Origin of the sequence: Pseudotamlana haliotis (genome assembly GCF_008806375.1) — a bacterium.
GTDB lineage: Bacteria > Bacteroidota > Bacteroidia > Flavobacteriales > Flavobacteriaceae > Pseudotamlana > Pseudotamlana haliotis.
In genome coordinates this window covers 307-20,070 of record NZ_WAAT01000028.1, presented here as the reverse complement: position 1 = coordinate 20,070, position 19,764 = coordinate 307, and the positions used below count along the sequence as shown (strand labels likewise).

Annotated in this window: 16 protein-coding genes; 9 read left to right on the top strand and 7 right to left on the bottom strand. The window is 35.7% G+C overall.

The window, feature by feature from the left end; translation table 11 throughout:
- The first annotated feature begins 21 nt into the window (after positions 1–21).
- Entirely contained in the window at positions 22–786 is a 765-nt protein-coding gene (locus tag F6U93_RS04160) for an alpha/beta fold hydrolase (protein ID WP_150937137.1), read from the top strand.
- A gap of 67 nt (positions 787–853) precedes the next feature.
- Positions 854–1,459, top strand: a complete 606-nt coding sequence (gene yihA / locus F6U93_RS04155) for a ribosome biogenesis GTP-binding protein YihA/YsxC (protein ID WP_150937135.1) — start codon at positions 854–856, stop codon at positions 1,457–1,459.
- Between the two features lie 46 nt (positions 1,460–1,505).
- On the opposite strand, the gene F6U93_RS04150 is transcribed toward yihA, so the two are convergent.
- Positions 1,506–2,600 (bottom strand): ABC transporter permease, encoded by a 1,095-nt coding sequence (locus F6U93_RS04150; RefSeq protein WP_150937134.1) that lies wholly within the window; start codon positions 2,598–2,600, stop codon positions 1,506–1,508.
- An 8-nt stretch (positions 2,601–2,608) separates the two neighbouring features.
- Complete coding sequence (locus F6U93_RS04145) at positions 2,609–4,759, bottom strand: carboxy terminal-processing peptidase (protein WP_150937132.1); 2,151 nt, start codon at positions 4,757–4,759, stop codon at positions 2,609–2,611.
- Positions 4,760–4,925: 166 nt separating this feature from the next.
- Here F6U93_RS04145 and surE point away from each other — a divergent pair, with 166 nt between their 5' ends.
- The 5 genes from surE to F6U93_RS04120 are packed head-to-tail and all read left to right on the top strand — an operon-like array spanning position 4,926 to position 9,799.
- Entirely contained in the window at positions 4,926–5,702 is a 777-nt protein-coding gene (surE, locus tag F6U93_RS04140) for a 5'/3'-nucleotidase SurE (RefSeq protein ID WP_150937130.1), read from the top strand.
- Positions 5,695–5,979: a hypothetical protein gene (locus F6U93_RS04135; protein WP_150937128.1), complete on the top strand. Its 285-nt coding sequence runs from the start codon at positions 5,695–5,697 to the stop codon at positions 5,977–5,979. The genes surE and F6U93_RS04135 overlap by 8 nt, the downstream gene beginning before the upstream one ends.
- A gap of 44 nt (positions 5,980–6,023) precedes the next feature.
- Entirely contained in the window at positions 6,024–7,136 is a 1,113-nt protein-coding gene (lpxB, locus tag F6U93_RS04130; RefSeq protein WP_150937126.1) for a lipid-A-disaccharide synthase, read from the top strand.
- A gap of 6 nt (positions 7,137–7,142) precedes the next feature.
- The gene (locus F6U93_RS04125) at positions 7,143–7,736 is read left to right on the top strand and encodes a C40 family peptidase (RefSeq protein ID WP_150937124.1); all 594 of its coding nucleotides are present in this window, start codon (positions 7,143–7,145) and stop codon (positions 7,734–7,736) included.
- Between the two features lie 23 nt (positions 7,737–7,759).
- Positions 7,760–9,799, top strand: coding sequence for a ComEC/Rec2 family competence protein (locus F6U93_RS04120; protein WP_150937121.1), 2,040 nt, complete (start codon positions 7,760–7,762; stop codon positions 9,797–9,799).
- 22 nt (positions 9,800–9,821) lie between these two features.
- On the opposite strand, the gene F6U93_RS04115 is transcribed toward F6U93_RS04120, so the two are convergent.
- The 4 genes from F6U93_RS04115 to F6U93_RS04100 all read right to left on the bottom strand — a co-directional run bounded on the left by F6U93_RS04115 (position 9,822) and on the right by F6U93_RS04100 (position 15,818).
- Positions 9,822–10,364 carry a thioredoxin family protein gene (locus tag F6U93_RS04115; protein WP_150937119.1) on the bottom strand — a complete coding sequence of 181 codons (543 nt, stop codon included), beginning with the start codon at positions 10,362–10,364 and terminating at the stop codon, positions 9,822–9,824.
- Between the two features lie 86 nt (positions 10,365–10,450).
- Positions 10,451–12,028, bottom strand: a complete 1,578-nt coding sequence (locus tag F6U93_RS04110) for a peptide MFS transporter (RefSeq protein WP_150937117.1) — start codon at positions 12,026–12,028, stop codon at positions 10,451–10,453.
- 12 nt (positions 12,029–12,040) lie between these two features.
- The gene (locus F6U93_RS04105) at positions 12,041–13,588 is read right to left on the bottom strand and encodes a peptide MFS transporter (RefSeq protein WP_150937115.1); all 1,548 of its coding nucleotides are present in this window, start codon (positions 13,586–13,588) and stop codon (positions 12,041–12,043) included.
- Positions 13,589–13,634: 46 nt separating this feature from the next.
- Positions 13,635–15,818, bottom strand: coding sequence for a S9 family peptidase (locus F6U93_RS04100; RefSeq protein WP_150937113.1), 2,184 nt, complete (start codon positions 15,816–15,818; stop codon positions 13,635–13,637).
- A gap of 337 nt (positions 15,819–16,155) precedes the next feature.
- On the opposite strand from F6U93_RS04100, the gene F6U93_RS04095 reads away from it, so the two are divergent.
- A complete protein-coding gene (locus F6U93_RS04095) occupies positions 16,156–17,472 on the top strand; it encodes a hydroxymethylglutaryl-CoA reductase, degradative (RefSeq protein ID WP_150937111.1) in 1,317 nt (438 codons plus the stop codon).
- Positions 17,473–17,495: 23 nt separating this feature from the next.
- Positions 17,496–18,416: a GYDIA family GHMP kinase gene (locus tag F6U93_RS04090; RefSeq protein ID WP_225312554.1), complete on the top strand. Its 921-nt coding sequence runs from the start codon at positions 17,496–17,498 to the stop codon at positions 18,414–18,416.
- Here the strand turns inward: F6U93_RS04090 and F6U93_RS04085 are convergent.
- The gene (locus F6U93_RS04085) at positions 18,413–19,531 is read right to left on the bottom strand and encodes a bile acid:sodium symporter family protein (protein WP_150937109.1); all 1,119 of its coding nucleotides are present in this window, start codon (positions 19,529–19,531) and stop codon (positions 18,413–18,415) included. The two genes, F6U93_RS04090 and F6U93_RS04085, sit on opposite strands and share 4 nt — an antisense overlap.
- Between the last annotated feature and the right edge of the window lie 233 nt (positions 19,532–19,764).

Genomic DNA, 19,764 nt, shown 5'->3' with positions numbered 1-19,764 from the left:
TAATGATAGACTACTAGATTAATGACGCATCATTTAAAAAAAGAAGGTAAATTCAATTATATAGAAGCTGGTGAAGGCACTCCGATTATCCTACTACATGGACTAATGGGAGGACTAAGTAACTTTGAGGCTGTGATTGAATTTTTCAGTAACAAAGGTTATAAAGTTCTTATTCCAGAGCTCCCACTTTACTCATTATCTTTACTCAAAACCAACGTAAAAACTTTTGCTAATTACCTGCATGATTTCGTTGTTTTTAAAGGATACGACGAAGTGATTCTATTAGGAAACTCATTAGGTGGACACATTGGATTGTATCACACTAAAATGTATCCAGAAACCGTCAAAGCACTGATAATCACAGGCAGTTCAGGGCTTTACGAAAGCGCCATGGGCAGCGGATACACCAAACGTAGTGATTATGAAGTTATCAAAAAGAAGGCTCAAGATGTTTTTTACGATCCTGAAGTAGCAACAAAAGAAATTGTTGATGAAGTTTTTGAAACCGTAAATGACCGCAATAAACTGGTTAAAACTCTAGCTATCGCAAAAAGTGCAATTAGACATAATATGTCTAAAGACTTACCGAATATGCAAACCCCTACTTGTATCATTTGGGGTAAAAATGATCAGGTAACACCTCCTGAAGTTGGTGTGGAGTTCAACGATCTTTTACCTAATTCAGACCTGTTTTGGATAGACAAATGCGGTCACGCAGCGATGATGGAACACCCTGAAACCTTTAATAAAATCATGAGTGATTGGTTAGAAAAAAAGGGTTTCTAAGAAAAAAAGTACCTTCTCTATAATATTAATTAAGATTCCTAAGCGGAAAAACTAAAATTAGCACGTTTTGAAAATTAAGTCTGCCGAATTTGTAATGAGTAATTCCGATGTTGAGAAATGCCCAAAAAGCAGACTACCAGAATATGCCTTTATCGGACGCAGTAATGTTGGAAAATCTTCGCTTATCAACATGCTTACCCAAAGAAAAAGTTTAGCAAAAACGTCAGGGAGACCAGGAAAAACACAATTAATAAACCACTTTTTAATTAATAAAAACTGGCATCTTGTCGATTTACCTGGTTATGGTTATGCACGCGTTTCTAAAACAGCTAAAAAGGTATTCCAGAAGTTTATTACTCAGTATTTCGGACTAAGAGAACAGCTGGTTACAGCTTTTGTTTTGGTTGATATTCGCCATAACCCACAACCTGTAGATTTAGAATTCATGCAGTGGCTTGGTGAAAATGGTATTCCTTTTTCTATCGTGTTCACGAAAGCTGACAAACTAAAACCAAAGGCTATTGAAAATCATGTTGAAGCTTATAAAACCATTCTTTTAGAGTCTTGGGAAGACATGCCAAATTATTTTATCACTTCATCAAGTAATGAAACTGGAAAGGACGACCTTTTGGAATATATTGACGAACTCAACAATAACATGGCTATAGATTAAATAGTCTTTAATCTTCAATCTTCTTACCTCTTTTTAGTTTATTCCACTACCCTTTCACGTCTAAAGCATCACGCAAGGCATTTCCTATAAGCATAAAAGCCATAACTAAACTCATGATACAAAGCCCTGGAATAATGGCTAAATAAGGTTTCCCTAGAATAATATAATTATAATGGTCTTTAATCATAGCGCCCCAACTAGCCATAGGTGATTGCGCTCCTATACCCAGAAAACTTAGACCGCTTTCAATTAAGATAGCTGCCGCAAAATTGGCTGCAGAAATCACAATAACCGGCGCCATAATATTGGGTAAAATATGTTTGGTTATGATTCTAAAATCATTATAACCCAGTGCTCTAGCGGCGGTAACATACTGCATTTCCTTAACGCTAATAATTTGTCCGCGAACAACCCTAGCCACTTCTACCCACATGGTCAGGCCAACCGCAATAAAAACTTGCCAAAACCCTTTACCCAGTGCCAAGGTTATTGCAATAACCAATAGCAAGGTTGGAATGGACCAAGTTACATTTATTATCCACATGATTACAACATCAACCTTACCTCCAAAATAACCTGCCAAACTCCCCATTAATATTCCAATAAGTAAGGAAATAAAGACAGCCACAAAACCTATAAAAAACGAGATACGCGCTCCGACTAAAACCCGACTCAGTAAATCGCGTCCGTATTTGTCAGTTCCAAATATGAAGGTTTTCTCCTTAATAAAAGCTCCTACTGATTCACTAGGAAAGACATCCAATTGAATCGATTTCTCAGCACCTTCAATACCTTCTGAAGCGTATTCCTTATAAACCAATTGATCACCTTCTAGTCCATAATCAGTGATGGGTACTTCAGTGTCTGTATTTTTTTTTCCGAAGAAAATCTTATCAAAAATATTTTGCTCAACATTAATTTGAGAAGGAATAGTAAGCATGGTAACGTTAAAACCAGGTTTCTTAGAGTGTATTGCCAAATGCATTTGATTAGCATGCTGAGAATTATCAGGAGCCACTACATAGGCAAATACCGAAATCAGCCCCACAAAAACAATAAAATACAAACTAAATACGCCCCAAAAGTTCTTTTTAAACTTTTGGAGCGCTAATTGTTTAAGTGATTTTGATTTATGCGTCATAAATCAAATTACTTTTTTTCTGAGCTTCTATTAGTGGCTGCTACTTTTTTTGCTGGAAGCGTGGTTTTTAAATCTTCTAACACATTTAAAGCCTCTTCTACATACACATCTTGACTTAAATGCTCGTGCCAGCGCTCACGTTTTTCTCTTAAATCTGTAGTGTCTTTATTAAAAAGTGATTGCTCGTAGCTTGTTGAACGAAATAATAAATGCGTTTGGTAATCTGAAATCGCATTAAAACTTTCTGCTTCACTTTCATTACGTTTATTCTCGGCATTATAAGAATCATAATTTAATGAATACACCGTTTCATCAATCTTGGTTTTAACCCATTTTGCATTTTCTGCGATAAGCCTCAATTGTTCATTTTTTCTCATACGCTGTTTACTTCGCTTTACGGTTTCATCGTAATCGTAATAACTTTTCCATGGCGTAAATGGTGCGGCATCAATTTCATCCCAAGGCAACGGGTTTTCTTTATCCTTTTCACCCACATCAATATAACTAAAACGACCAGGAACTTCCACATCACTCTTAACACCTTCCAATTGCACAGATCCTCCAGTAATTCTATAATACTTTTGTGTGGTTACGGCCAACGCCCCTAAATCACCACTCGTATTATTCCTTAACATGTTATTCAAATTAATCACATTTTGAACGGTTCCTTTACCATAGGTTTGCTTTCCTCCGATAATAATGGCACGTTTATAATCTTGCATAGCAGCCGACATAATTTCAGAGGCTGAAGCAGAAATTTCATTGACTAAAATCACCATAGGCCCATCCCAAGTAACTGATTTGTCTTTATCTTTTAAAACTTCTTTATTTTCACCTGAAGACCTTACTTGAACAATTGGTCCATCCTTAATAAATAAACCAGCCATTTCAACCACCGTTGGTAAAGACCCTCCACCATTGTTACGCAAGTCTAAAACCAAACCTTCCATACCATCAGCCTTAAGACGCTCTAACTCTTCTTTAACATCCTTGGCGGCATTGACGTTTTTATAATCTTTAAAATCTACATAAAAAGCTGGTAAATTAATAATTCCAAACTTATGCCCATCCTTTTCTACAACCGATGACTTAGCATAAGTTTCAACCAACTCAACAACATCTCTCACAATGGTAACATCTTTAATGGTACCATCAACCTTTTTTATGGTTAATGTGACTTTGCTGCCTTTAGGACCTTTAATATACTTTATAGCATCACCAATACGCATACCTACAAGACTTACAGGATGGTCTTCGTGTTCTTGTCTCGCTTTTAAAATAACATCTTCAACTTCAAGTTTTTTACTGCGCCAAGCCGGCCCACCAGAAATTAACTCTACAATTTTGATGTAATCCATACGTTTTTGCAACCTAGCGCCAATTCCTTCAAGCTTTCCTGACATACGTTGATCAAAATCTTCCTTACTTTTTGGAGCTAAATAATAGGTGTGTGGGTCGTATTCTTCAACAATAGAATTCACGTAAACAGCAAAATAATCTTCACGGCTTAAGTCGTCAATATTATCGTGGTAATGTATATCTATAGATTTTAAAGTGGATTCACGCGCTTCTTTCTCCAATTCCTCTTTAGACTTCATTACGTAAGAAGGATCCTTTTCCTTGGCCATTTCTTCTTGCTTTATTAAATCATCGTAATTAGAAATGGTAGAAAACTTTAACAGTTGTCTCCAGCGCTCACGCATCTGTTTTTTATAACGCACAAAATCCGTTTTTTCATAATCTGTTTCATAAGTCTCATCAATTCGGTAATCAAAAGGTTTTGACAGAATGTCTTTATACATAGCTTCGCCTTCTCCTATACGTTCTAATAAACGCTCATGAACCACATTAAAAAAGGTGATTTCTTTATTCTGAATTTGCTCATCTAACAGGTACTTATACTTTTCAAAATACTCAATATCAGAAGCATAAAAATAACGCTTCACAGGGTCTACCGTCTGAATGTAATGATTAAATAATTTCTCTGAAAATTGATCATCAATTTTAATAGGATCTACATGCCCCTGTTCTAAAACAAAGGTTATGATTTGAATGAGTAATTTATCTTTATCTGGGTTACTAAATTTTTTAGTCGTAAAGCTACAAGACGCGAACGCTAATAAGAACAAAAGTGAGAATACTTTATAATTCCTTTTCATAATTTTCTTCATCATATAAATATTTAGTTCAATAGAGGGAATAGCCAATTTGCCACTAAAATAAAGAAAAAACCATGCCAAGCAACTAATTTTTTGTTAAAGCAAGGAAATTAGGGTTAAACAGTCGAAATTCCGTATTTTAGCCCACGCTATTTAAAAGATAAACATGACAAAAAAACCACTTATTTTAGTCACTAATGACGATGGCATTAGCGCACCAGGAATACGAACTTTAATTTCTGTAATGAAGACCATAGGTGATGTGGTTGTGGTAGCTCCCGATAGTGCTCAAAGCGGTATGGGTCATGCCATAACTCTAAATTCAACGCTTTACGCGGAAGAAGTTTTCATGAACGATGGCCCTCAAAAAGAATTTACCTGCTCAGGTACTCCAGCTGATTGTGTGAAAATTGCCATTCGGGAAATTTTAGACCGTAAACCAGACCTTTGTGTATCAGGAATTAATCATGGTTCAAATGCCTCGATTAATGTTATTTATTCTGGTACCATGAGTGCTGCGATTGAAGCGGGTATTGAAGGAATTCCGGCTATTGGTTTTTCACTTTTGGATTACAGCTGGAATGCCAATTTTGAAGCCTGTAAAAGCTATGTAAAAACCATAACTGAAAACGTATTAAAAAATGGTATTCCTAACGGTATTGTTTTAAATGTAAACCTTCCTAACATTCCTGAAACAGATATCAAAGGCATTAAAGTTTGCCGCCAAGCGAAAGCGAATTGGGTTGAAGAATTTGATAAGCGTAAAACCCCTCAAGGCAAGGATTATTATTGGCTTACCGGGAAATTTGTTAATTTAGACGGCGGAGAAGACACCGATGAATGGGCGCTTGAAAATAGTTATGTTTCTATTGTTCCTACGCAATTTGATTTAACTGCGCATCATTTTATTAAAGACTTAAACACATGGAATTTAAATGATTAAAAAAGATGTTATTATAGGTATGCTAGTTGGCTTAATCGCGAATAGCATCGGATTATATTTTACGGCAACATTATTGAGGCAAGGTGATGATTTTATTACTGTTATTAAAGCCGCTTCTGAGGAAGGTTTCCTTGGAAAACTAATAAGTTTAGGGGCTATTTTAAACCTCATTGCCTTTTTTGTTTTTATAAAAAAACGACAAGATTACAGAGCGCGTGGTGTTTTACTCATCACCGTATTTATTGCCGTTTTAACTTTTGTCATTAAATTGTTTTAAAGGGAAGGATCAAGGTCACATTTTGACTTAAATCATATCATAATATGAAGTATTACATCATAGCTGGCGAAGCTTCGGGCGATTTACACGGTTCTAACCTGATTAAAGCCTTGAAAGACACCGATTCCCAAGCAAATATTAGATGCTGGGGTGGGGACCTCATGCAAGATGCTGGTGGTGATTTGGTAAAACACTACAAGGAACGCGCCTTTATGGGATTTTCAGAAGTCATTATGAACCTCAATAAAATCTTTAAACTCATCGCCTTTTGTAAAAGTGACATTGAAGATTTTAAGCCTGATGTTATTGTTTTTATTGACAATTCAGGGTTTAACTTACGTATTGCCAAATGGGCTAAAGAAAAAGGCTTTAGAACCAATTACTACATTTCACCACAAGTTTGGGCCTCTCGTGCGAGCAGAGTCACAGCCATCAAGCGCGACATTGACAACATGTTTGTTATTTTGCCTTTTGTAAAAGACTTTTACAAGAAATATGATTATGAGGTAGATTTTGTGGGGCATCCTTTAATTGATGCTATTGCTAACAGAAACCCAACAAATGAACTTGAGTTTAGAAAAACACACAACCTTAGTGATAAACCCGTAATTGCTTTACTTCCTGGAAGCCGAAAACAAGAAATTACTAAAATGCTTTCGGTGATGCTAAGCTTAGTTGAACATTACCCCGATTATCAATTTGTGATTGCTGGTGCTCCAAGTCAAGAACATGCGTTTTACAAAAGTTTTATGAACTCTGATAATGTGAAATTTATAGCAAACAAAACTTACGACTTATTAAGCATCTCATACGCGGCATTAGTAACCTCGGGAACCGCAACTTTAGAAACCGCTCTTTTTAAAGTTCCTCAGGTGGTTTGCTACAAAGGCAGTAATATTTCATATCAAATTGCCAAGCGTATCATCACCTTGAAATTTATTTCTTTGGTCAATCTTATCATGGATCGTGAAGTGGTTACAGAACTCATTCAAAATGATTTCAATAAAAAAAGACTTCGCACAGAGCTCGATAAAATTTTAAATCCCGATTTTCGTAAACCATTATTTTTAGATTACTACGAGTTAGAACGTGCCTTAGGCGGAAAAGGTGCTAGTAAAAAAACAGCCCAATTGATTTACAATGGTATTAAAGCCTAAATTTATATGAAAAAAAGTATCCTACTTATTATATGTATTATTTGTTTTAGCAATTGTAAATCTTCCAAACGTTCTAAAAAACAAAGTACAACAAGCTCACAAACTTCAGAAATAAAAAGTGCTGAGGAAACCTCTTCAGAATACAAAATAAGTTCGAAGGAAGTAATAGAGGACAAGGAGAAAAAAGTAGAAAAGAAGAAAAAGAAGTCCCCTAAATCTCAAGCTGATCATATTGTTGCGTTCGCCAAACAGTTTGAAGGCACCCGATATAAATGGGGAGGCACGACAAAATCAGGTATGGATTGCTCGGGTTTGGTGTTTGAATCTTTTAGAGATAGCGATATACTATTGCCAAGGATATCTCGGGATATGGCCAAAAAAGGCACTAAAATTCCATTAAAAAAAGTTAATACTGGTGATTTATTATTCTTTAAAACCGGTGGCCGAAGAAATTCTATAAATCACGTAGGCCTTATTGTTGCCATTAGAGATAATGATATCGAATTTATTCATTCTACAAGCAGTCGTGGAGTTATTATTTCTCATTTAAACGAAAAATACTGGTTAAACGCTTTCGAAGAAGCTAGACGTATTTTGTAAGATTTTTTATATATTTAGCAACTATGAAGCTGCTAAATTTCACCATTATAAAACTAACCGTCTGCCTTATTCTAGGTATTCTTGTTGGTTATTACGCGCAGCCCACTCCTTTATTTATAATAGGTGTCACTGGGGCTACTTTAGCGCTTGTTCTAATAGGTCTTTTCCTTGCCAAAAACCAGTTTCGTAAAACTATTTGGTTCGGACTTTCCGCTTTTATAGCCATGACTACTATTGGAGTCCTAAGCGTTCAACTTCATGACCAGAAGCTTTTCAGTTCTCACTATACAAAGCAACTAACACCAGAAGTCAATACATTACACAACTTTAGCTTCCGAATAAAAACCATTTTAAAACCAAGTCATTTCCACGATAAATATATTGTTGATATTCTGGAAATAGACCAGGTTAAAACAACAGGCAAGGTATTATTATACATCAAAAAAGATTCTTTAACACCTCCCCTTTCTGTAGATGATACCTTTTTAAGCAGAACGTCTTTTAAACCGATAAATACACCTTTAAATCCGTATCAATTCGATTACAAACAATATCTTGAAAAGCAATATGTATATCATCAGATTTCAGTAAAACCCGAAGCTCTTTTAAACGCCCCTACTCATACCCAAAGCATTTACGGCCTCGCAGATCGCATACGCAAACACATCAATCATAACCTCGAAACCTACCATTTCCAACCAAATCAGCTTGCTATCATTAACGCCCTTTTGTTAGGACAAAGACAAGATATCAGTAAAGAACTCTATAGTGATTATACCAATGCTGGTGCCATTCATATTTTAGCTGTTTCTGGTTTGCATGTAGGGATTTTATTAATGATTTTAAGTTTTATACTGAAACCTATAGACGCCCTTAAACACGGCAAAATCATAAAAACCATTTTACTAGTTTCCTTATTATGGGCTTTTGCGGTGATAGCAGGATTATCAGCCTCGGTGACCAGAGCCGTAACCATGTTTAGCATATTAGCCATCGCATTAAATCTCAAGCGCCCCACAAACATATACAATACCCTAGCGATTAGCATGTTTGTGCTTTTGCTTTTCAAGCCACTTTTCATATTTGACGTGGGCTTTCAACTGAGTTATATAGCTGTGTTTTCGATAGTGAGTATTGACCCGCATTTGTATAAATTATGGCAACCTAAACATAGAATCCTTGATTTGTATTGGCACACCTTTACGGTAACCCTAGCAGCTCAAATTGGAATTTTACCGTTAAGTCTTTACTATTTTCATCAATTTCCTGGTTTATTTTTTATTTCAAACCTCGTCGTTATACCGGTATTAAGTGTCGTTTTAGCATTCGGACTTATCGTACTTCTATTAGCTTTCGTAAACCTACTCCCCCATTTTCTAGCTGATTTCTTCGGAAAAATAATAAGCCTGATGAACACTTTTATGAATTGGATAGCACAGCAAGAAGCTTTCATTTTTAGAGACATTCCTTTTACACTTTTTTATGTTTTCCTGTCTTATATAATTATTACGTCCTGCTTTAGATTTTCTATAAAGAAAAACTACCCAGCCTTAGCGTTAGCCTTATGTGCCATTCTATTATTTCAATCTACAGGACTTTACAACAAATACAATCCGACTTCAAAAGAATTCATTGTTTTTCATAAAAATAGACATAGTATTATTGGGCATTCTAAAAATCAAAACATTCAACTCTATCATGATTTGGACTCCCTTGACCTTGCAGAAGATTACATGATTCGAAATTATTTGATAGGTAGCCAGGCAACCTTGACAAAACAGGATAGCATCAAAAACGTCTATCAACTTGATAACAAGGTGCTCTTTTTGGTAGATAGCTTAGGCTTTTATGGCATCAAGGATTTCAGCCCAAATTATGTATTACTACGCCAATCCCCGCGAATTAACCTAAGCCGACTTATTGACTCCATCAAACCGAATCATATTATTGCCGATGGCAGCAATTACAAATCCTATATTAACCAATGGAAAGCTATTTGTAAAAAAAGAAAACTCCCTTTTCACCACACAGGCGAAAAAGGAGCTTTTATCATTAAATATTAAAAACTTTTTAAACCATAAGGTTTTAAAATTCTGATTTAAACTTTTTAGAGTATTCTGCGAACTGCTCCTGAGTTTGTATGTTTTTATGATCGTCTTTATAAAACATTTTCAAGTACAACTCAATTTGTTCTGGCGCTTGATACCCACGTATTGGCGCTATGAGTTCTGCATTCTCATCAAAAAACACTACGGTAGGATAAGCACTAACCTGTAAATAACGGGTTAATTCATGTACTGAATTTCTTCGACTTGCTAATTTAGGATCGTATTTTGGATTTGAAAAGGTCTTCCCTTTATAAGTCACTTGATCGTTCCCTTCAGCATCGAACTTTACAGCGTAATAATTGGCATTGACATATTCTACCACATCACTGTCATGAAAGGTATTCTTATCTAACATCTTACATGGCCCACACCAACCGGTATAAACGTCCATCATGATTTTTTTAGGTGTCTTTTTTTGAAGTTCTAAAGCTTTTTCAAAGCTCACCCAATTTATTTCTTGAGCTAAAGCTTTAAAAGAAAACACACTTAGAACTAAGGTCACTAATACTATTTTTTTCATAATCTTATTTGTAGTAATACAGAGGTTCAACTTACAAAAAATGCTCCAAAACAGAGCATTCTTTATAAAATATATAGTTTCTGTAATTATTTTACACCATGCATCAATTTTTTCATCACTGGTGTTAACCCCATTACAATGAGTCCTGCTATAATTGGAACAATTGTGAAAATTAAGAAGAACGTTGTTAAATCGTACTGAGCTGTAATTTTATCAATCATACCTCCCATGGTTCCTGCAGCCTTGTTTCCTAGACCAACGGCAATATACCAAAGACCAAACATCAAACCAATTTTTGCTGCTGGCACTAGTTTACTCACATAAGAGAGTCCTACTGGAGATAATGAAAGTTCCCCTAAAGTATGTAATAAATAAGCTAGAATAAGCCACATAATACTTACTGAGGCTGTTTGTGCCCCTTGAGGAATTCCTGCCGAGCCATAAGCTAAAACACCGAATCCTAATCCTAGTAACACTAAACCTAGTCCAAATTTAACCGTTGCCGGTGGATTGTATTTACTTTCCCAAATTTTTGAAACTAGCGGTGCAAACGCAATAATATAAAATGAATTTAAAATAGAAAACCATGACGCTGGTACTTCAGTTTCAACTTCTGAAAATTGATTTTTAAGCATCCAAATTACAATACCCCAAATAATCACAAAACTCGTTCCTAGGAAAATATTAGATAAAGCGTATTTACTGAATGTTATTCTGAATAATTGCCACAATACGTAAGTAATGATTAAAAGTGGCACAACAGTAAGCAACGTATTGGCTACTCTAAAAATATTAGCAGCATTACCTTCTAAAACACGATCGGTATAATCTGCCGCAAAAATGGTCATAGAACCACCAGCTTGCTCAAAGGCTGCCCAAAAGAAAATGGTGAAAAAGGCCAAAATCCCAACCACAATATAACGATCACGCTGCACATTGGCAGGCACGACTTCTTCTTCAACAACAGGGTCTTCACTTTTAGTCTCTATAGCGTCATCATATTCTAGCGAATCTGAAGGTGACAATCCAATACGACCAAAAATCTTTTGAGAAAACCAAAACTGTAACATGCCAAAAAACATAAAAACTCCAGCTAAACCAAAGCCATAATGCCATCCAACCATTTCACCGATGTAACCACAAAGTAAAATACCTAAAAAGGCCCCGGCATTTACCCCCATGTAAAAAATAGTAAAAGCACCATCCTTTTTATCTTGAGCATTTTTATAAACCCCATTAATGATAGAAGTAATATTTGGTTTAAACAATCCGTTACCTGCCACTAATAAGCCAATTCCTAAATACAAACTCCAAGGCGTATCTAAAGCCATGGCTGCATGCCCAGACGTCATAATAAAAGCACCAATAGCAACAGCTTTTCTATAGCCTAAATACTTATCAGCCAACAAACCTCCTAAAATTGGAGAAAAATATACCAGCATGGTATAAGTTCCATAAAGTCCTAGAGCTTCTTCTCTAGACCAAGCCCAACCACCATCAATTATAGATGATGTTAAAAACAACACTAAAATAGCTCGCATTCCATAGTATGAAAAGCGCTCCCACATTTCAGTAAAGAATAAAACAAATAAACCAGATGGGTGGCCCATTAAAAGTTTTCGGTTGATATCAGAACCTTCAAATCTTACTTTCGTCATTTCCATTACTTATGTATTTTAGTTTTCTGCGATTTCTATTTCTTCAGCTTCAATAACGTGTTCATTATCTTCAGCACCATGTGTTAATCTCTTTAATGGTTTCAATATTAAAATAAACAAACCTCCTATGATGACTGTAAAAACAAATATTCCTGCAAAGATGGCAAATTCACCAAAATCTGAAGCAGACTCTCCTAAAATCCCAGCCACTTTATTTCCTAGTCCTGAAGAAGCAAAGTAAACCCCCATCATTAAGGAAGCGTATTTTGCAGGAGCTAATTTTGTAATGAATGATAACGCTACTGGCGATAAACATAACTCACCTATGGTATGAAATAAGTAAGCTAAAACTAACCAAAGCATGCTAGACGAACCTGATTTTTCAAATTCCATAACCGCAAATACCATAAAAAGGAAACCAAAGCCCATGATGATAATACCCATAGCCATTTTAAATAATGAAGAAGCTTCATTACCTTTTAACTTACGTTTCGCCCAAAGCCCAGCGACTAACGTGGCAAATATGATAATGAACCCCGCATTTAAACTTTGAAACATAATGGTTGGCACTTGCCAGCCTAATAACATACGGTCTGTTTTGGTATCAGTGTAAATATTCATTAATCCTCCAGCCTGCTCAAAAGCACCCCAGAAAATAATTACCATAATAAAAGACAGTAATAAAACGATAAAACGGTCTTTAAAAACTTGTGATTCCAGTTCTCTGTAAATCATCATTAAAAGCGCTGCAATAGCTGTTAAGAACAAAAATAACAAGCCATAGCCCCAATCCATGAAATACCATCCTACAAAAGATGCCACAACCAGAATTCCTGTAATTAAAAGTTGTTTTGGAGATTTTATTAGCTTACCATATAACTTTCCGTAAGACACTTCATCTTCAGCGTTCGTTACTTCTGCATGGTTACCAACTTGGGCCAGGTATTTTTGTCCGCCTATGTAGTTGATAAGTCCTAAAACCATAACCACGCCTGCTAGGCCGAAACCAGCATGCCAGCCATATTTAGCAACAACAACACCAACGATTAAAGTAGCTAAGAGCGAACCTAAATTAATACCGATATAGAAAATACTAAAGCCTTTATCTCGACGAATATCCCCTTGTTGGTATAAACCACCAACCATAGTTGAAATATTCGGTTTTAACAAGCCTACTCCTAAAATCACTAAGCCTAAACCGGTATAGAACGCCCAGATGTCGGTAAGTACTAATACCCCATGTCCCAAACAAAGAATAATGGCCCCATAGAGCACCGCTTTTTTCTGTCCGATTAACTTATCGGCAATCATTCCACCGGGAATCGCAATAATATAAACCAACATGGTATACCAACCGTACAAAGCAAGAGCTTCTTTGCTGGTCCAACCTAAACCAACACCTCTCACGTCATCACCTAAAGTCGACGCCGTCATGTATAAAACCAAAATAGCACGCATTCCATAGTACGAAAAACGCTCCCACATTTCGGTTAAAAATAAAATATACAAGCCTATAGGTTGGCCAAACAATTCTTTTTGATGTGGTTTCAGTGCCGTATCTGACATAATATTCTTTTGAGTTGGTTATTATTTTTAATTGATGTTCTTAAAATTAGTCTATTAATTTTTCAATCACAAAGTCCGACATTTTTTTAAATAAATGCAGCCTGGTATTCCCGCCATAAATCCCGTGGTTTTTATCAGGATAGATGGCCCATTCAAACTGTTTATCGGCTTGAATTAGCGCTTCTACTAATCGCATGGTATTTTGCACATGCACATTATCATCAGCCGAACCGTGAATTAAAAGAAAATCACCTTTTAATTTATCAACGTGATTAATGGGTGAGTTCTCATCATACCCACTCGCATTTTCTTGAGGTGTGGTCATATAACGTTCGGTATAAACCGAATCATAAAATCGCCAACTTGTTACCGGAGCAACGGCAACAGCCATTTTAAAGGTATCATTCCCTTGAAACAAACAATTACTACTCATAAAACCTCCATAGCTCCAACCCCAAATACCAATTTTTTCAGCATCAATATAAGGTAGGGCCCCTAAGGTTTTTGCAGCTTCTATCTGATCTTCTACCTCGTACTTTCCTAACTCGTTTTGAGTCACTTTCTTAAAATCGGCACCTTTAAATCCGGTACCTCGTCCATCAATACAGACTACAACCATACCTTTTTGCGCTAAATACTGATACCAATAATCATTATAAGAATTCCAAGAATTAGCCACTTCCTGAGAACCTGGTCCAGAATACTGGGTCATAAATAGCGGATATTGCTTGTTAGCATCAAAATCAGCCGGTTTAATCATCCACATGTTTAACTCGTTTCCATTAATCGAAATGGTGCTAAACTCTTTTTTTGAAAATGTATAAGTTTTAAGTGCCTGAGATAAAGCTTTGTTATCTTTTATATTTTTAATAACATCACCAGATTTCGAACTATTTAAAGTATACACTGGCGGCGTTGAAGTATTTGAAAAAGTATTTATGAAATAGGAGAAATCGGCACTAAAGGAAGCATTGTTCGTCCCTTCTTCTGAAGTTAAACGTTTTTTACTACGGCCGTTCAATTTAATAGCGTAAACATCACGGTTAATCGAACCGTTTTCAACCGATTGATAATAAATCACGTCCTTATCATCGTTATAACCATAGTAGGCTGTAACTTCCCAGTTTCCTTTGGTGACTTGATTGATTAACTTTCCTTTTTTATCGTAGTGGTAAATGTGATTGTAACCGTCTTTCTCACTGGTCCAGATAAAACTATTATCCTCTAAAAAAGTCAAATTATCGGTGACATCAACATAAGCCTTATCCGTTTCGGCAAGAATTAAAGCTGAAGTATTTTTTTCCGTATCAATAGCCCATAAATCTAAAGCATTTTGATGTCTGTTTAAAAACTGAGCGCTTAAAACATCAGCATCATTAGTCCATAGAATTCTTGGTATATAAAAATCTTTATACTTTTTATCAACCTTCAAATCTGATAATTTTTCAGACTCTAAATCATACAAATGCAATGATACTTTTGAATTGGCTTCACCAGCTTTTGGGTATTTGAAAACCTGTTGTTGCGGGTAAAGTGTTTTACCATAAACATCCATAGAGAATTCAGGCACTTCAGATTCATCAAACTTTATAAAAGCTATTTTATCACTATCGACGTTCCAATCGAACGCACGAACAAAAGCAAACTCCTCTTCATAAACCCAGTCGGTGATACCGTTAATAATTTTATTTTTTTCACCATCTGAAGTCACCATTTTAGTTTCACCAGAAACTAAATCCTTAACATATAGGTTATTATCTTTCACAAAGGCCACTTTTTCACCATCAGGAGAAAATGTAGGTTCTTGAATCCCGTCTTCTGAAATTAGCGTCAGAGTTTCTGAAGCAATATCATAAACATAATAATGACCAACCACCGAATGCCTGTAAATAGCTTCTTCGTTCCCTGCTAAAATCACTTTCTGTTCATCATTACTAAACGTGTAACTTGTAAAATAAGGCATCTCTGCCAAATCAGATGAACTCACTAAAGTCTTCACTTTTTCAAGGGTTTGGTAATCATAGATATCAACAGAAGTACTGCGCGTTGACCTATTAAAATCTAAAACAGAATACTGCTGACCATTAGCCATAGAATGCAAAGCATCCATGCCTTCAGTTCTAAATTTTCCGGTTTTCCAAATATCTTCAAGGGTAATAGCTTTGTTTTGTGCTGAAATTAAAGAAGTTACAAATAAACAAACACAAAACGATAATTTAAGATAATTCATGTGGTATTTTCAATTGGTTCTAGGAAGTACAAGAAATGTCAAAAAAGCCATAATCAATACAAAAAATGTTGTCAATTCTAGGCGTTTCATTAAAAACAAAGGCTTCCTTCAAAATGAACCCAAGATTACTAAAAAATATACAAAAAACAAGGTTTATTAACACTTAAATAACACGATTGAAACAATATTTCCGCTTTTCGGTTTTAATTTGATACCCTACACCAAGACTTTTTATCCTTAATTATATGATTACAGGACATAATACCGTGTTTAATCAAAAAGCCATTATAGATAATCTTTTGAAGAGTACTATCTTTGCACAGCAAATTTTAAGGTTATGAGCAAAACAATTTCTGGCTTTTCAAAACTATCTAAATCAAATAAAATAGATTGGATTGTTGACACGTATTTTTCTAATGCTGAAGATGCCAAAACCATATTAAAGCAATATTGGAATACAAATGATAAACTCCAACAACTTCATGATGAGTTTATAGAAAATACCATAACCAATTATTATTTACCCCTTGGTGTTGCTCCAAATTTTTTAATAAACGACACCTTATACACCATCCCGATGGCTATTGAAGAGAGCTCGGTTGTTGCCGCTGCTAGTAAAGCGGCAAAGTTTTGGTTGGACCGTGGCGGATTTAAAGCCTCCGTACTTTCTACCACTAAAATCGGACAAGTACACTTCATCTATGATGGTAATTTTGAAAAACTAAAGTCATTTTTCAATCAGGTAAAGCCTAATCTCATTAAGGAAGCCGAAGGCATTACTAAAAATATGACCAAACGTGGCGGTGGTATCTTAGATATTGAACTACGTGATAAAACAGTAGAGCTGCCCAGCTATTATCAGTTGCATGTGTCGTTTGAAACGCTAGACGCCATGGGTGCCAACTTCATAAACTCTTGTTTAGAGCAGTTTGCTAAAACTTTTAAAACTGAAGCCTTAACTTTCGATTTATTTTCTGCGGAAGAAAAACAAATCGAGATCATTATGAGCATATTATCCAACTATGTTCCAGATTGTTTGGTTCGTGCCGAAGTAAGCTGTCCTGTTGAAGATTTAAGCGAAGACCCTAATGTTTCAGGGGAAGCCTTTGCTCGTAAATTTATTCAAGCAGTGAACATCGCTGAAATAGAACCCTATCGCGCCGTAACGCACAACAAAGGGGTTATGAATGGTATTGATGCTGTAGTACTCGCCACAGGAAATGATTTTAGAGCGATTGAAGCTGGGGTACATGCTTACGCTTCTAGAAACGGTCGTTATAGCAGTTTGTCTCATGCTCAATTAGAAAATGGCATTTTTAAATTCTGGATTGAAATTCCACTCGCCCTTGGTACCGTTGGCGGGTTAACCGGATTACATCCTTTAGTGAAACTAGCCTTAGAAATGCTTCATCAACCTTCAGCCAAAGAACTCATGAAAATTGTGGCCGTTGCTGGATTGGCTCAAAATTTTGCAGCCTTACGTTCACTCACAACAACTGGTATTCAACAAGGACACATGAAAATGCATTTAATGAATATATTAAATCAATGTGGTGCTAATGACGCTGAGAAAACACATTTAGTCGCCCATTTTCAAAAGCATGCCGTAACACACAATGCGGTGATTGAGAAGTTGAAGATTTTGAGAAGTTAAGGAGTTGAAGGAGTTAGGAAGTTATGTCTTTATTTATGTTTGATAGTAATACCTTTTATAGCAACGGAAAATTGTTGATTTCTGGAGAGTACGTCGTTCTTGATGGTGCTGTTTCTTTAGCGGTTCCAACGAAATATGGGCAATCATTAAGCATTACTCCTATTGCTGAATCTAAAATTATTTGGACCAGTTATGACCACGAAAATCACATTTGGTTTGAAGGCACTTTCAGTTTAGAAAATTTTTCTACGGAAGAAGACAATGATATATCGAAACGTATTATTCAAATTCTAAAAGCAGCCAAAACATTAAACCCACAGTTTTTGAGTGCTTCGGAAGGTTTTGAAATAAAAACTAGATTAGATTTTCCAAGAAACTGGGGATTAGGCACTTCTTCAACACTCATTAATAATATTGCCCATTGGGCCAATATTGATGCTTATCAACTTTTAGAACAAACATTTGGTGGTAGTGGATATGATATCGCTTGTGCGGAAAATGATACGCCTATAAGGTATCAGCTTCTCAAGAAGAAACCAGCTGTAAAACAAGTTGACTTTAATCCTCCTTTTAAAAAGAACCTCTATTTTGTTCATCTCAATAAAAAGCAAAACAGTCGAGAAGGCATAAAACATTACAAAGAAGCTAAATCAACTTCTCAGTTTTCCATGGAAACGATTAATAACATCACGTCAAAAATGATTAGAGCAACAAAACTTGAAGAATTCCAAGAATTGATGCAATTTCATGAAGATTACATTTCGGAAATCACAAAACAAACGCCGGTAAAAGATGTTTATTTTCAAGATTTCGACGGCGCTATAAAAAGTTTAGGTGCTTGGGGAGGTGATTTTGTATTAGTGGCTTCAGAAAAGGACCCAACTCCATATTTCAAAGCAAAAAAGTTCGAAACCATTATTTCTTATGAAGATATGGTGCTTTAAACCTTTCTCATTGTAACTTGAGATTTATCACGGCCGTCATTAGGTGGTCTTTTGTGCCAATAAGAGGCTAAAACAGACCCTGTAATATTCATTAACGGTCCGAAAACAGCAGGAGCCAATCCCATAGTAGCTATTTTTCCTAGCGAATTTGCAATACCTGAAGCTAAGCCACCATTTTGCATACCTACCTCTAAAGCAATTGTACGCGAATCCTGGTCATTAAGTTTTAGTAATTTGGCATACCAATACCCCAAGAAGTACCCAAACAGGTTATGGATTAAGACTAAAACCATTAATAAACCACCAATATCAATAAGGTTGTCACGACCAGCAGCAGTGATCACGATAATAATAGCTGCAATACCGAACATAGAAATTAAGGGCAAAACTTTTTTGAAACCATCAATTTTATGTTTAAAAAGATGATTAACCAGTAAACCAGCGCCAATAGGGAGGATAATCATTTTAACAATACTCCACATCATAGCTAAGACATCGATTTCGACAAATTCCCCTGCAAAGACTTTCATTAAAAGCGGCGTCACAAACGGCGCAATTAAAGTAGCTATTGAGGTAATAGTAATCGAAAGGGCTAAATTAGCTTTAGCCAAATATGCCATCACGTTAGAAGCCACACCGCTAGGAGAACACCCTATTAAAACAATCCCAGCAGCAATTTCAGGTGAAAAACCACTGATATTTGCTAAGAAAAAGCCCATTAAAGGCATAATCCCCAACTGGGCTGAAACACCAACAAATACACCTTTAGGAGACTTAATTACAGCTCCAAAATCTTGAATACCCATTGAAGTCCCCATACCAAACATAATGAGTTGAATTAAAGGAATGATGAGAATCGTTAATTTCACATCACCTACTTGTACAAAATATTGCGGATAGTACAACGCCAGAACAACTCCGGCTAAAACACAAGCCGTAAAAACAAAACCATCTAGGGCTTCATAACCTTTAAACCCAAAGGCCAGTAAACAAAAGAACCCAATCATAAAAGGTCCTGAGTTTTCAATATTTCCAGTAAAAATAAAACCTAAGCTAATAAGGAAAAATAATATAGCTAAGCCTAAGGCTAGAGCATGAATGTTAAGTTTATTCATAGAATTTATAGTGTAAACACAATATATAAAAACAGACGAAAAGTCTATTTAAATAAAGCGTGGTCAAATTTAGATTAGCAAGCATGAAGATAAGAAAAATATAAGAATTGTTACGCAGAGATACTTAAAGTATGAAACAGATAACATAAAACTATTACGCAGAATTGCATTGATTACAACAGGTTATTCAATACAGCATTTTATAAATAAAATCTATAAAAACGGTATTCGAG